This window comes from Halomonas flagellata, from assembly GCF_022487945.1.
Classification (GTDB): domain Bacteria; phylum Pseudomonadota; class Gammaproteobacteria; order Pseudomonadales; family Halomonadaceae; genus Halomonas; species Halomonas flagellata.
The window spans coordinates 64,424-78,374 of sequence record NZ_JAKVPY010000021.1 but is presented as its reverse complement, the minus strand read 5'-3'; the positions used below and the strand labels follow the sequence as shown (position 1 = coordinate 78,374).

The 13,951-nt window shown below is 69.1% G+C and carries 12 protein-coding genes and 1 pseudogene; 6 read left to right on the top strand and 7 right to left on the bottom strand.

Going from position 1 to position 13,951, the window contains the following annotated elements:
* The 3 genes from MKP05_RS16350 to pgi form a co-directional block, all read left to right on the top strand.
* A partial coding sequence (locus MKP05_RS16350) for a pyruvate kinase alpha/beta domain-containing protein (protein ID WP_276316647.1) occupies positions 1 to 197 on the top strand: 197 nt, incomplete at its 5' end.
* The gene (locus tag MKP05_RS16345) at positions 190 to 669 is read left to right on the top strand and encodes a methylglyoxal synthase (RefSeq protein WP_240569285.1); all 480 of its coding nucleotides are present in this window, start codon (positions 190 to 192) and stop codon (positions 667 to 669) included. The genes MKP05_RS16350 and MKP05_RS16345, both read left to right, overlap by 8 nt.
* 47 nt (positions 670 to 716) lie before the next feature.
* Complete coding sequence (pgi, locus tag MKP05_RS16340) at positions 717 to 2,396, top strand: glucose-6-phosphate isomerase (protein WP_110284569.1); 1,680 nt, start codon at positions 717 to 719, stop codon at positions 2,394 to 2,396.
* A 27-nt stretch (positions 2,397 to 2,423) separates the two neighbouring features.
* Here pgi and crcB (MKP05_RS16335) read toward each other — a convergent pair whose 3' ends face one another.
* Positions 2,424 to 2,822 carry a fluoride efflux transporter CrcB gene (crcB, locus tag MKP05_RS16335; RefSeq protein ID WP_110284568.1) on the bottom strand — a complete coding sequence of 133 codons (399 nt, stop codon included), beginning with the start codon at positions 2,820 to 2,822 and terminating at the stop codon, positions 2,424 to 2,426.
* Positions 2,819 to 3,211, bottom strand: a complete 393-nt coding sequence (crcB, locus tag MKP05_RS16330) for a fluoride efflux transporter CrcB (RefSeq protein WP_110284567.1) — start codon at positions 3,209 to 3,211, stop codon at positions 2,819 to 2,821. The genes crcB (MKP05_RS16335) and crcB (MKP05_RS16330) overlap by 4 nt, the downstream gene beginning before the upstream one ends.
* A gap of 334 nt (positions 3,212 to 3,545) precedes the next feature.
* Here crcB (MKP05_RS16330) and ybiO point away from each other — a divergent pair, with 334 nt between their 5' ends.
* Positions 3,546 to 5,879, top strand: coding sequence for a mechanosensitive channel protein (gene ybiO / locus MKP05_RS16325; RefSeq protein WP_110284566.1), 2,334 nt, complete (start codon positions 3,546 to 3,548; stop codon positions 5,877 to 5,879).
* 79 nt (positions 5,880 to 5,958) lie between these two features.
* Here ybiO and MKP05_RS16320 read toward each other — a convergent pair whose 3' ends face one another.
* The 5 genes from MKP05_RS16320 to hemC all read right to left on the bottom strand — a co-directional run bounded on the left by MKP05_RS16320 (position 5,959) and on the right by hemC (position 12,071).
* On the bottom strand, positions 5,959 to 7,320 hold the full coding sequence (locus MKP05_RS16320) for an NCS2 family permease (RefSeq protein WP_110284565.1): 1,362 nt from the start codon (positions 7,318 to 7,320) through the stop codon (positions 5,959 to 5,961).
* A gap of 250 nt (positions 7,321 to 7,570) precedes the next feature.
* Complete coding sequence (locus MKP05_RS16315) at positions 7,571 to 8,851, bottom strand: heme biosynthesis HemY N-terminal domain-containing protein (RefSeq protein WP_110284564.1); 1,281 nt, start codon at positions 8,849 to 8,851, stop codon at positions 7,571 to 7,573.
* The gene (locus MKP05_RS16310; RefSeq protein WP_240569284.1) at positions 8,848 to 10,329 is read right to left on the bottom strand and encodes a uroporphyrinogen-III C-methyltransferase; all 1,482 of its coding nucleotides are present in this window, start codon (positions 10,327 to 10,329) and stop codon (positions 8,848 to 8,850) included. Before MKP05_RS16310 ends, MKP05_RS16315 begins: the two co-directional genes overlap by 4 nt.
* Positions 10,330 to 10,335: 6 nt before the next feature.
* Entirely contained in the window at positions 10,336 to 11,130 is a 795-nt protein-coding gene (locus MKP05_RS16305) for a uroporphyrinogen-III synthase (RefSeq protein ID WP_240569283.1), read from the bottom strand.
* Positions 11,130 to 12,071: a hydroxymethylbilane synthase gene (gene hemC / locus MKP05_RS16300; RefSeq protein WP_110284561.1), complete on the bottom strand. Its 942-nt coding sequence runs from the start codon at positions 12,069 to 12,071 to the stop codon at positions 11,130 to 11,132. The genes MKP05_RS16305 and hemC overlap by 1 nt, the downstream gene beginning before the upstream one ends.
* A gap of 270 nt (positions 12,072 to 12,341) precedes the next feature.
* Here hemC and argH point away from each other — a divergent pair, with 270 nt between their 5' ends.
* Together argH and lptM are read left to right on the top strand one after the other, a co-directional pair.
* Positions 12,342 to 13,760 (top strand): argininosuccinate lyase, encoded by a 1,419-nt coding sequence (gene argH / locus MKP05_RS16295; RefSeq protein WP_240569282.1) that lies wholly within the window; start codon positions 12,342 to 12,344, stop codon positions 13,758 to 13,760.
* A pseudogene (gene lptM / locus MKP05_RS22150) lies at positions 13,760 to 13,882 on the top strand (LPS translocon maturation chaperone LptM); the annotation flags it as partial. The gene argH and the pseudogene lptM, both read left to right, overlap by 1 nt.
* Between the last annotated feature and the right edge of the window lie 69 nt (positions 13,883 to 13,951).

The window sequence follows — 13,951 nt, the reverse complement described above, 5'->3', positions numbered from 1 at the left end:
ATCGCGGCGTGGTCTCGCTGCCCTTCGACACCAGCGAGATGGTGCCCACCGAGGTCAACGACCGGGCGCTGGCGCTGCTGGTGGAAAAAGGCATTGCCGAACCCGGCGATCATGTCATCCTGACCCGGGGCGACCACATGAACGCCCATGGTGGTACCAACACCCTGAAGATCCTCGAGGTGGGAGACCATGACTGAGCCACGCCCACGGCGCAGCGTGCGCCGTACCCTGCCGGAGCGCAAGCGCATCGCGCTGATCGCCCACGACGGCAAGAAAGCGGAGTTGCTGGAGTGGGCCGCACGCTGGCGCGAGACCCTGACCGATCACGAGCTGATCGGCACCGGCACCACCGCCCGGCGCGTCGCGGACACCCTGGAGCTACCGGTGACCGGGCTGATGAGCGGCCCGCTGGGCGGCGACCAGCAGATCGGCGCCCTGATCACCGAGCAGCAGCTCGACCTGCTGATCTTCTTCTGGGACCCCTTCGCCCCCCAGCCCCATGACCCCGACGTCAAGGCACTGCTGCGCCTGGCCGCCCTGTGGAACATCCCGGTGGCGTGCAACGCGGCCAGCGCCGACTTCCTGATCAGCTCGCCCTGGCTCACCCAGGCCTACGAGATGGCCATCCCCGATGCCGGGGCCTGGGTCGCCAGCCGCGCCGGCGAGTGACACCCTTATTACGACAACGCATCAACGCCACGATATGTGAGGCCACCATGTTCCAGCTCACCCGCAGCGTCACCTGGCAGGCCCTGAAGGACCTGCACGAGCAGACCGCCAACGACCGTATCCGCGACTACTTCACCGCCGACCCGCAGCGCTTCGAGAAGATGAGCCTGCGCGTCGGTGGCCTGTTCCTCGACTATTCCAAGCACGCCATCTCGGGCGCCGTGCTCGACAAGCTGCTCGAACTGGCCGACCACTCGGCGCTGGTGCAGCGCCGCGCCCAGATGTTCTCCGGCGACATCATCAACGTCACCGAGAATCGCCCGGTACTGCACACCGCCCTGCGCAACATCGGCGAGGGCCCGCTGATGGTCGACGGCCAGGACGTGATGCCGGAGATCCAGCGCACCCGCGAGCAGATCCGCGCCTTCTCCGAGGCCGTGCGCAGCGGCGAGTGGAAGGGCTACAGCGGCGAGCGCATCAAGGACGTGGTCAACATCGGCATCGGTGGCTCCGACCTGGGCCCCAACATGGCCAGCCGGGCGCTGCTCAAGTACCGCCACCCGGAGCTCAACTTCCACTTCGTCTCCAATGTCGACGGCGCCCATATCCAGAAGGTGCTCAAGCGCCTCGACCCGGCCACGACCCTGTTCATCGTCTCCACCAAGACCTTCTCCACCCAGGAGACGCTGCTCAACGCCAAGACCGCACGCCGCTGGTTCCTCGACAATGCCGGCGAGGACGCCGACGTCGGCGCCCACTTCATCGCCGCCTCCACCAACCGCCAGGCGGCCATGGAATTCGGCATCCGCGAGGAGAACGTCTTCGAGTTCTGGGCCTGGGTCGGCGGGCGCTACTCCATGTGGTCCTCCATCGGCCTGCCCATCGCGCTCTCCATCGGCTTCGACGGCTTCATGGAGATGCTCGAGGGCGCCTACGAGATGGACCAGCACTTCCTCTCCGCCCCCTTCCGCGAGAACATGCCGGTGCTGATGGCGCTGATCGGCATCTGGTACATCAACTTCGTCGGCGCCGAGACCCAGGCCATCGTGCCCTACGACCAGGCGCTGCATCAGCTGCCCTCCTTCCTCCAGCAGCTCGACATGGAGTCCAACGGCAAGTCGGTGGACATCTTCGGCCACCCGGTGGACTACAAGACCGGCCCCATCGTCTGGGGGCAGACCGGCTCCAACGGCCAGCACGCCTTCTTCCAGCTGCTGCACCAGGGCACCCGCTACGTGCCCATCGACTTCATCGCCTCGCTGAAGCCCGAACCGGGGGTGGAAGACCATCACTTCGCGCTGCTCACCAATATGCTCGCCCAGGCCAACGCCTTCATGGAGGGCAGCCAGAGCGGCAGCCGGCTCGACCCCTACAGCTGCCCCGGCAACCGTCCCTCCAGCGTGCTGCTGCTCGACGAGCTGACACCGAAGAACCTCGGCGCCCTGATCGCGCTCTACGAGCACAAGGTGTTCGTCCAGGGGGTGATCTGGAACATCAACTCCTTCGACCAGTGGGGCGTGCAGCTCGGCAAGCGCATCGCCGGCGAGATCAGCGAGCGGATCGACGAGCACAGCCAGGACTTCGATGCCTCGACCCAGGGGCTGCTGGCCCTGGTGCGGGGGCATTTCCAGGAAGAGAGGCTCGGGCATGGCGGCGCCGCACTCGAGCCGGCTGCGACCGCCACGGCGAGCGGGGGCAAGGCCGGCAAGCGAGGCCGGAAAGGCTGAGCCGTCGCCGGTAGGCGAGCCGCGGCGTCAGGCCCGCGCCGCGGCCCGCCTACCGGCACGGTGGCCCGACCAGGCCCCCGCCAGCCAGAGCACCACGCTGAGCAGCACATAGGCGAGCGCCAGGCTCGCCCTGCCCTGCTCGAGCAGCCGGAGCGTCTCGAGCCCGAACAGCGAAAAGGTGGTGAAGCCGCCGCAGAAGCCGGCCACCAGGAAGGGTTGCCAGCGCGCCACCCGCCCGGTGGTGCGCCGCGCGCCGTAGGCGGCGAAGGCGGCGATCAGCCAGGAGCCGAGGGCATTCACCGCCAGGGTCGCCCAGGGAAAGGCGGGGCCGACGATGCCCGGCATCGCCAGCGAGACCAGGTAGCGCAGCGAGGTCCCGAGCGCACTGCCGACCCCCACCGCGGCGTAGGCGCGCCAGGCGATCATGCCGGGCCTCCCGCCAGCCACCAGCCGAGCACGAGCGCCAACAGGCCCACTACGAGCGTCACCAGCAGATTGGCCAGGGCGGCATGGGTACGCCCCTGCTGCCACAGCGTCAGGGTCTGCAGGCTGAGCGACGACACCGTGGTATAGCCCCCGAGCAGACCGATCGCCAGCAGCTGCCACACCGGCCCGGCGCCGCCGGGTGCCGACGGCCCCAGCACGCCCGCCAGCAGCCCCATCAGCAGCGCACCACTGAGATTGACCGCCAGGGTTCCCCAGGGAAAGGCCGCCCCCAGACGGCGAGCCACCAGGTTGGAGAGGGCCAGGCGCCCCATGCCGCCCAAGGCGCCGCCACCCGCCACCAGCAGCAAGCCCGTCAGGCCGATCGTCATGCGTGCCTCCCTGCCCCGACACCCGCCAATAAAAAAGACCACCCCCAGTGGGTGGCCCAAGTGTATCGCATGCTTACCTGGCAGGGGTCGTACGAATCAACGACCGCCCTACGATAATCGCACAACTTTCTGTTAGTGTACAAATATCGTACATGGTTGTGCCGTGTCAGGCGTCGCCCTTGCCGTCGGTCGTGATCATCGTCCAAAGTCCGTATCATACTGGTTTGCGACCACAAACCAACGACGACACCCCCCGGCAACCCGCCCAGGACCGCCACCCCCTGATGTCGCCATCGCCACCACGCCCAGAAACGGAGGTCACAGCGTGAATCCCATGCGAGCCCTATCCTTGACCCTCGGCTGGCTACTGATCGCCCTGGTGGCGTTCGCCGCCCCCGCCCAGGCCCAGCCGGCCGAGGGCAGCGGCGACCCGGCCGCCTACGCCACCCTGGCCGAGCTGCTCGAGGACGAGCAGTCCCGCCAGCAACTGATCGACCGGCTGCGCGACCTGGCCGACGACGGCCCAGCGCCCCGCCCCGAGACAGCAACGCCGCCTTCCGCCACGCCCGACGCGGAGCCTTCCCTGCCGCGCCAGCTGGCCGAGGCCACCAGCCGCATCGTCAGCGATGTCGGCGACCAGGTCGACAACCTGATCGGCGTGGTCGGGGCCCTCTTCACCGGTGGGCTCAGCGGCGAGGGCAGCGCCTTCGACACGGCGGCCTTCTCCAGCGCGGCCATCAACCTGGGCCTGGTGATCCTGGCGACCTTCGCGCTATTCGTCGGCTTCCGGCGCCTGGCCAGGCCACTGTTCACCGGCATCAGCCAGTGGTCGCTCAACGGCGCCGGCCTGACCCCGGTGCTGCGCCTGGTGCTCAGCGTGGCCCTGGCCGCCCTGGTGGACGTGCTGGTGGTGGCGCTGGCCTATGTCGGCGGCAACCTGATCGCCACCTTCGCCATCGGCGAGACCGGTGAACTCTCCACCCGCGCCTCGCTGTTCCTCAACGCCTTCCTGGTCATCGAGCTGCTCAAGGCCGCGGTGCGCATGCTCTTCTCGTCGCGCTACGAGGGGCTGCGGCTGCTGCCGATCACCGCCCACGAGGCCGCCTACTGGAACCGCTGGATCGCCCGGCTGATCGGCCTGGTCGGCTACGGCCTGATGGTGGTGGTACCGCTGGTCAACGTCTATCTCGCACCCGCCCTGGGCCAGGGCCTCGGCACCCTGATCATGTTCGGCGCCTTCCTCTATGCCGTGGCGGTCGTGCTCAAGAACCGCCGGCGCCTGCGCGACGCCATCAATGTCAAGGCGAACCAGGCGACCCTGGCCGCCAGCCGGGTCTCGCTGCAGCTGTTCGCCCGCACCTGGCACCTGTTCGCCCTGGCCTACTTCCTGATGGTACTGGTGCTGACCCTCACTCGGCCCGCCGACGCCCTGCCCTTCGTGCTCTTCGCCACCCTCAAGACCCTGGCCGCGGTGGTGGTCGGCATGCTGCTCTCGAGCCTGCTGAGCCAGACCATCGGCCGACGCATCACCCTCTCCGAGGACCTGCGCCGCAAGCTGCCGCTGCTCGAGCCTCGCCTCAACAGCTACGTGCCCAATGCCCTGCGGGTGATCCGCACGATCATCCTGATCGTGGTGGTCATGCTGGTACTCAATGCCTGGGGCGCCTTCGACCTGGCGGCCTGGTACGCCTCCGAGGCCGGTCGTGGCCTGGTCGGCAAGCTGGTCAGCGTGGCGGTGATCCTGGCAATCGCCGTGGCCGCCTGGCTCGGCCTGGCCAGCCTGATCGAGCACAAGCTCAACCCCGAGACCGGTGGCGGCGTGCCTTCGGCCCGCGCCCAGACCCTGCTGGCCCTCTTCCGCAACGCCCTGGCGATCACCATCATCACCATGACGGCGATGATCGTGCTGGCCGAGATCGGCATCAACATCGGGCCGCTGATCGCCGGTGCCGGCGTGCTCGGCCTGGCCATCGGCTTCGGCGCCCAGAAGCTGGTGCAGGACATCATCACCGGCATCTTCATCCAGGTGGAGAACGCCATGAACACCGGCGACGTGGTCACGGTGGGCGGCATCACCGGCACCGCCGAGCGCCTCAGCATCCGCTCGGTGGGCATCCGCGACCTCAACGGCACCTACCACATCGTGCCCTTCTCCAGCGTCGACACGGTCTCCAACTACATGCGCGACTTCGCCTACCATGTCGGCGAGTACGGCATCGCTTACCGCGAGAGCATCGACGACGCCATCGTGGCACTGCGCGAGGCCTTCGACGAGCTGGTGGCCGACGACGACCACAAGATGAACATCCTCGCCCCGCTGGAGGTCGCCGGTGTCGTCGCCCTGGCCGACAGCTCGGTGAACATCCGCGTGCGCATCAAGACCACGCCGGGCACCCAGTGGGCCACCGGCCGCGCCTTCAACCGCCTGGTCAAGCTGCACTTCGACGCCAAGGGCATCGAGATCCCCTTCCCCCACACCACCCTCTACTTCGGCGTGGGCAAGGAGGCCGAGGCGCCCCCGGCCAACCTGCGCGTCATGCAGCAGCCCTTCGACATCGACGGGCGCCCGGGCGGCCAGCCCCGCTCCGGCGAGAGCAGCCGCGAGTCGGAGGACGACCCGCGCGCCAAGCCCAACCCCGAGTTCACGGGGGACTTCGACGAGGACTGATGCCAGGAGCCTCACCAACGACAGCGGGGCTGCCGTCTGGCAGCCCCGCTGTCGTTGCGGACCGGACGCTCCGGCGTCGTCAATGCGTGGTCACCAGCATCACCACGCTGAGCGCCGCCGAGACCCACATGGCCGGCCTGATCTCCTGGAAGCGGCCGGTACCGAGCTTGATCACCACGAAACTGAGGAAGCCGAAGGCGATCCCCAGGGTGATCGAGTAGGTCAGCGGCATCAGGATGATCGCCAGGAAGGCGGGGAAGGCCTCGTCGGCCCGGGCCCAGTCGATCTTCGCCACCGGGGCCAGCATGAACAGCCCCACCAGCACCAGGGCCGGGGCCGTGGCGATGCCCGGCACCAGCGACAGCAGCGGCGAGAGGAACAGGAAGGGCAGGAAGAGCAGCGCGATGGTGACCGCCACCAGGCCGGTGCGCCCGCCCTGGGCGACGCCGGCACCGGACTCGATGAAGGTCTGGGCGGCACTGGTGCCGAGCGGCGCGGCGATCATCGAGGCGAAGGCATCCACGGTCATGGAGCGCTTGAGGTTGCGCGGGTTGCCGTCCTCGTCCTTGAGGTCCGCCGACTCGGAGAGCGCCATGAAGCAGGAGAGCGCATCGAAGAAGTTGGTGAACAGCATCACGAAGATGAACGGCAGGTAGGCCACCTTCAGCGCCCCCCAGATGTCCACCTGCATCACCGCGCTGAAGTCGGGCCAGGCGGCCAGGCCGCTCCACTGCACCATCTCCTCCTCGCCCCACAGCCGCCCCATGGGCGCGGCCAGCAGGGTGGTCAGGGCGATGCCCAGGATCAGCGCGCCGTTGAAGCGCAGCACCACCATGATCGCCGTGGCCATCAGGCCCGCGAAGAAGACCAGCAGGCTGGCATCGAAGCTGCCCAGGGTCACCAGGGTCGCGTCACTGCCGACGATGAAGCCGGCATTCTTGAAGCCGATGAAGGTGATGAACAGGCCGATGCCGCAGGTGATGGCATAGCGCAGCGAGGCCGGGATCGCCTCGATGATCGCCTTGCGCACGTTGAACATGGCCAGGGTGGCGAACAGCACACCCGACCAGAACACGCAGCCCAGCGCCACCTCCCAGGACAGGCCGGCCCCCAGCACCAGGGTGTAGGTGAACAGGGCATTCATGCCCATGCCCGGCGCCACCAGGATGGGGTTGCGGGCATAGAGCCCCATGGCCAGGCTGCTCATGAAGCTGATCAGCACGGTGGCCGAGAGTGCCGCGGAGAAGGGGATGCCGGCGTCGCTGAGAATCGCCGGATTGACCACGATGATATACATCGAGGCCAGGAAAGTGGCGACACCGGCGAGCACTTCGGTACGCAAGGTAGAGCCTCGGCGGCGCACGCCGAAGTAGCGTCCGATCCAGTGCTCCTCGCCGCCTCCAGTGTAACGTTCTGACGGGACTGTTGAAGTCTGTTCCATGGTAGGGCCCATTGTTGTTGTCGAATCGCGTTGTCGAAAGCCGTGAGGGCAGCATCACCAGGCGATGGCCCTTCGGGTCACGACCCTAGGGTAGGCAATTCCTGACCAATTGGACAACTCCCGGAGTACGACATTGGTATACAAAAAGATATAATGACTGGATACCGGGCACCCTGACAGCAAAAAGGGCGCCGATAAGGCGCCCCGGAAAAGAGGGATCACTGCCAGGTGGGCGCGACGGGCACCCGGGTCAGGCCTTGCCGTCGCCCGCCTTCGCCTTGCCCCGAGACTTGCCGCCGCTCGCGCCCGGCCCGCCCACTTCGCTGGGCTGGGGCAGCGAGGGCAGCGATTTGTCGAGCAACTCGACGCTCTGGCGGTAGTAGAGCTGGCTCTTGTTATGCTCGCCGAGGTTGGCGTAGAGCCTTGCCAGCTCGGCGCAGACCACGCCGCTGGGACGCTGGCGCTGACTCGCCTCGAAGTACTCCTGGGCCTTGGCCCAGTAGGCGTTGCGCAGCGACAGCCGCCCCAGGGTGAGCAGCAGGTCCGGATCGTTGGGCCGCTCCTGAAGCCATTTCTCGGCGTAGACCAGCTGACGTGCCGCATCCACGTTGAGCAGGCCGTAGCGCAGCACCAGGCGGCTGTCCCAGTGCTCCTTGAGGGAGTGACGCAGCAGCCGTTCGGCGATGGGCTCCTGGTTGCCGCGCACCAGCGCCTCGGCGTAGAGCACGATCAGCTCGATGTGGCCGCGCAGGTGATCGGGCATGTCGGCCCAGAGGTTGCGCACCCGCTCGATGTCGCCGCCCTCGCGCGCCTCACGGATGATCAGCTCGCGGTAGGCGCGCTGCTCGAGCTCCTCGCGCTCCTCGCGGGAGATCAGGTGCTGGGCACCGAGACGGGGCATCAGGCGGCGCAGCCCGTCCCAGTCGCTGACGCTGAGATAGGCCTGCTTGAGCTGCTTGAGCACCTGGGGATGGTTGGGCAGCTGGCGATCGAGGCGGGTGAGAATCGCCAGCGCCTCCTCGTACTGCTGGCGGTCGAGCATCAGCTGGGCCTGCATCATGCCCACCGCCGTGTCGGCCCCCTCGGTGCTCAGGTGGGCCCGCTTGAGCAGGGTGTCGGCCTGGTCATAGTGCCCCTGGTAATGGGCGGCCAGGGCCGCCGAGAGATAGTTGACCAGTGGCGTGCTGGAGTCGTCGGCGGCCTTGACCAGCGACCTCTCGGCGCGCTTCCAGCGCCCCTCGGCCAGCGCCACCAGGCCGCGCACGGTACGCTTCATGGCATTGCGGTTGCGGGTACGGCTGTTCCACACCTTGAAGCGGCTCATCGGCCGGCTCAGGCGCATCAGCACTCGCAGGCCGAAGTGCAGCACCACGAAGGCCGCCAGCAGGATGACCAGGCCGAACCAGAAGGAGGTCTGGAAGGAGGTGTCACCCACCCGCACCAGCCAGTAGCCCGGCACCGACATCATCAGCTGGCCGAACAGCGCACCGAGCGCCAGGCCCAGGACGACGATCAGGATCAGCTTTCTCATGCGTCATCTCCCCGGGCACCGTTGCCCTGGCTGGCGCTGCGCGACTCGAAGCGGCGCTCGATGAAGCCGGCCAGGGCCTGCTGGGAACCGCTGATGTCGGGGAGTTCGGGACGGATCGCCTCACCCTTGAGCGCCTCGAGGCGCGTGACCACCGAGCGCACGCCGTTGGCGTCGGTGTCGTAGTAGCCGTTGATCAGCGTCAGTGCCTTGTCGAGGCTGGCCTCATAGAGCGCCTGCTCCTCCTTGAGCAGTGCCAGCTGGGCCTGCTCCAGCACCAGGCGCACGCTCTGGCGCAGGTAGGACTCCTGCTCCGGGGTGATCAGGGCCTCGAGGGCCTCGTCGTGATGGCGAACGGTGACCAGGTCCTTGAGCTCCTGGCCGAAGCGCGACAGCTGCTGTTGCCAGCCGCCGCTGGGGGCCTGCTCGAGGCTCGAGCCGGCGACCTGTTCCTCGATGTCCTGGCCCAGCGGCTGGCGGGCGATCTGCGTCTGCTGGGCGTTCAGCGCCAGCCACAGGCCGGTGCGATCGACCCGCGGCACCGCGTCCAGGGCGGCCAGCTCGGCGGCGATCTCGCGGCGCACCGGCACCAGGGCCGGGTTGTCGGCCTCGCGCAGGCGGTCGTCGGCGGTGCGCAGCAGGGCGGCGGCGCCCTGGACATCGCGCTCCAGCTGCAGGCGCTGGTTGGCCAGGCGCAGCAGGTAGGCGGCCTCGGCGTGCAGCCAGTCGCGCTCGTCGGTCTCCTGCTCGCTGGCGAGTTCGGCGAGCACCCGATCCAGGGTATCGTCCACCTCGCTGCGATAGCCGGCGAACTCGCTCTGCAGCTCACCGATGGCGCTCTCCAGGGCCGCGTCACGCTCGCTCTCGCCCGCGTCGAGACGGCTCTCCAGTTCGGCCAGGGCGGTCTGGCTCGCCGACTGCGACTCCAGCTCGGCCAGCCGCTGGCGCTGGGCATCGAGCTGCTGCCAGCCCAACCAGCCGAGCAGCGCCACGCCAACCGCCAGCACGATCACCAGCACCAGGGCCAGCAGGCCGGCCTTGCCGCTCCCCTTGCCGTTACCCGAGCCACCGGTGGCCGAGGCGGCCCTGGCACCGCCACCCGCCCCGCCGCCGGGTTTCGGCGCCTCCTTGCCGGTACCCGCCCCGGCCGCCTTGCCGGCGGGCCCGGCCGTCGTCGACGGCTCGCGCTTGCCGGCGTCCCCGGTGCCGGATGAGGGGCCCGAGGCGGCAGCCGCCGATCCGGACGTCGTCGCCCCTCCGGCGGCACTCTCCGCCCTGGATGGCGTGGCGCTGTCGGCGGCCGCCGAGGAAGATGAGCCCCCGGCGGCAGTGGCCGCCGGCTGCCCGCCCTTGCCACGGCGGCGCGAGCGCCCCTTCCCCGATGTGTCGGTCTGGTTGCCCGGGGTCGTCGATTTCGCGCCGCCCTGGGCTGCGCCGGACGGTTTCTGCGGTTCGTCCTGGTCGTTTGATTGCTTGCTCATCTGTCGCTAGCCCTTTTCGAGATCGTCTTGATCGACATCGGCATCCTCCGGGTCGCAGGCGTCGGCCACCGCCGCCGCGAGGGCGTCCGGCGTGGCACCGGCCGCCACGACGGGGGCACGAAACCCCAGTGTGCCGGCCAGTGTAGCCAACCTGGCGCTGGAAACGATTAGCGGTTGGTTCAAAGCGGCGTCACCGCACCATCTTGCCAGATGTTCGAGGATTTCTCCGCTACTGACCACCAGTGCCCGGTAATCGCCCCGGGCCAATCGCTGCCGCATGCCGGGCGAGGGGTCGAGCGGCAGGCGGCGGTAGACCGCCAGGCGGGTCACCCGGGCACCGCGGGACGCCAGGGTATCGGCGAGCAGGGCCCGCCCGCCCTCGCCGGCCACCAGCAGCACGCGCTGGTCGTGGAGCGACGCCAGCGAGGCCAGGCGCAGCAGCGCCTCGCTGGTGTCCTCGCCGGCCTCCGGCGGTGGCAGGCGGACCCGCACGCCGAGTCGTTGGTGAAGGGTGGCGGCGGTGGCGGCACCCACCGCGTAGAAGGCCAGGCCCACCGGCAGCTGCGGCCAGTAGCGGTCGAGCGCCTCGGCCAGGCACTCGGCGGCGAAGGGGCTCACCACCACCACCTTGTGGAAATGATCGATGTCCAGCCAGGCCGTGCGCATCGCCGGGGTCTCGGGGAGCGGCTCCAGGCGCATGGCCTCGAGCCGCGCCACCGGCAACCCGGTGGCCGCGACGGCCGCCGCCAGCACCTCGCCCCGGGCACCGGGGCGACTGATCAGAACCGGCCGGGCCGACATCAACCGGCGCCGTAGACCTCGGCGAGAATCTCGCCGGCGCCCTGGTCGAGCAGTTCCTCGGCGACCCGGATGCCCAGGGCCTCGGGCTCGTGGAGCGAGCCGCGCCCCTCGGCACGCAGCACCCGGGTGCCGTCGGGGGTACCCACCAGGGCGCGCAGCCAGAGGGTCTGGCCGTCATCCTCGAAGATGGCATGGCCGGCGATGGGAACCTGGCAGCCCCCCTCCAGGCGGGTGTTCATGGCCCGCTCGGCACGCACCCGGGTCGCGGTGGCCGGGTCGTCCAGCGGGGCCAGCAGCGCGATCAGCTCGGCGTCGTGCATGCGGCACTCGATGCCCAGCGCGCCCTGACCGCAGGCCGGCAGGCAGACCTCCGGCGGCAGTTCCATGGCGATGCGGTCACCCAGCCCCAGGCGCCGCAGGCCGGAGGTGGCCAGCAGGATGGCGTCGAACTCGCCGGCATCGAGCTTGCCCAGCCGCGTCTGGACGTTGCCGCGCAGGTTGAGGATCTCGAGGTCGGGGCGCGCCTCGCGCATCTGCAGGCCGCGGCGCAGGCTGGAGGTGCCGATGCGCGCGCCCTCGGGCAACTCGTCGAGGGTGGCATAGTGGTTGGAGACGAAGGCGTCGGTGGGCTCGGCGCCCTCGAGAATCACCGACAGGCCGAGCCCCTCGGGAAAGTGCATCGGCACATCCTTCATGGAGTGCACGGCGATGTCGGCGCGGCCATCGAGCATGGCCTCCTCGAGCTCCTTCACGAACAGCCCCTTGCCGCCAACCTTGGCCAGGGGGGTGTCGAGGATCTTGTCGCCGCGGGTGGCCATGGCCACCAGTTCCACCTTCAGGCCGGGGTGAGCCGCCATCAGGCGGTCACGGACATGTTCGGCCTGCCACATGGCCAGTTGACTCTTGCGGGTGGCGATACGCAGCGTGGTGATGGCGTGCACGAAATTCTCCCTGTACCGGGTCCTGACGGGTGGCCCTGCTCGGCAGGGGGCCCGCCCTGGCGGCCGGCGGCAATGAACATGGACTGCCCTCATCATAAAGCACCCGGCGGGGCAGGAAAAATCGTGACCGATCGCCACACCCCGGTGGGGCGCGCCCCTCGCCAGCCCCCTCGACTCTGGTACACTTCTGCCATGTCCCGGCGGTGCGCTCACGGCGGCGCTGCGACCGGCACCTCACCCACCGCACAGTCATGCAGGATGCCCAGCCCGATGAGCCCAAGTCCGACGAGCAATAGCACCAACCAGTCCTGGGGCGGCCGCTTCAACGAGCCCACCGATGCCTTCGTCGAGCGTTTCACCGCCTCGGTCGGCTTCGACCGGCGCCTCGCCCTCCACGACATCCAGGGCTCCGTCGCCCATGCCACCATGCTGGCCCGGGTGGGCGTGCTCACCGACGCGGAGCGTGACGCCATCGTTGCCGGGCTCGGCGAGATCCGCGCCGAGATCGAGGCCGGCACCTTCGAGTGGTCCGTGCAGCTGGAAGACGTGCACATGAACATCGAGGCGCGGCTCACCGAGAAGATCGGCATCACCGGCAAGAAGCTGCACACCGGGCGTTCGCGCAACGACCAGGTGGCTACCGACATCCGCCTCTTCCTGCGCGACGAGATCGACCTGGTCGCCGCCGAGCTGACGCGGCTGCGCGAAGGGCTGATCACGCTCGCCGAGCGCGAGGCCGACACCATCATGCCCGGCTTCACCCACCTGCAGACCGCCCAGCCGGTGACCTTCGGCCACCATCTGCTGGCCTGGCAGGAGATGCTGGCCCGTGACCACGCGCGGCTGCTCGACTGCCGTGGCCGGGTCAACGTGCTGCCGCTCGGGGCCGCGGCGCTGGCCGGCACCACCTACCCGATCGACCGCCACGTCACCGCCGAACTGCTCGGTTTCGAGCGTCCCGCCGAGAACTCCCTGGACGCGGTCAGCGATCGCGACTTCGCCATCGAGTTCACGGCCTTCGCCAGCCTGCTGCTGATGCACCTGTCGCGCATGAGCGAGGAACTGGTGCTGTGGACCAGCGCCCAGTTCGACTTCATCGACCTGCCCGACCGCTTCTGCACCGGCTCCTCGATCATGCCGCAGAAGAAGAACCCCGACGTGCCCGAGCTGGTGCGCGGCAAGACCGGCCGGGTCTACGGCCACCTGATGGGCCTGCTGACCCTGATGAAGTCCCAGCCGCTGGCCTACAACAAGGACAACCAGGAGGACAAGGAGCCGCTGTTCGACACCCTGGACACGGTCAAGGACTGCCTCAAGGCCTTCGCCGACATGGTGCCGGCCATCGAGGCCCGCAAGGAGAGCATGCATGAGGCGGCGCGGCGCGGCTTCTCGACCGCCACCGACCTCGCCGACTACCTGGTGCGCCGTGGCGTGGCCTTCCGCGACGCCCACGAGATCGTCGGCCAGTCGGTGGCCTACGGCCTGCGCCAGAAGAAGGACCTCTCCGAGATGAGCCTCGAGGAGCTCCGACAGTTCTCCGACGTCATCGAGGCGGACGTCTTCGAGGTGCTGACCCTGGAGGGCTCGGTGGCCGCGCGCAACCATATCGGCGGCACCGCCCCGGACCAGGTGCGCGCCGCGGCGAGTCGCGCCCGCGAGGCGCTGACGGCCCTGGGTGGTGCCACCTGATGCGGCGCCTCGCCCGGTTCGCCACTCCCCCGTGGCTGGCCCTGCTGCTGGGTGTGGCGCTGGCCGGCTGCGGCCAGAAGGGCCCCCTCTACCTGCCCGGCGACGAGGCGGCCGCAGAACGCTACGACCCTGCCGGCCAGCACGAGGCGTCGGACGACGACGCGGCCCGGCAGGACGACGATACCGCCAGT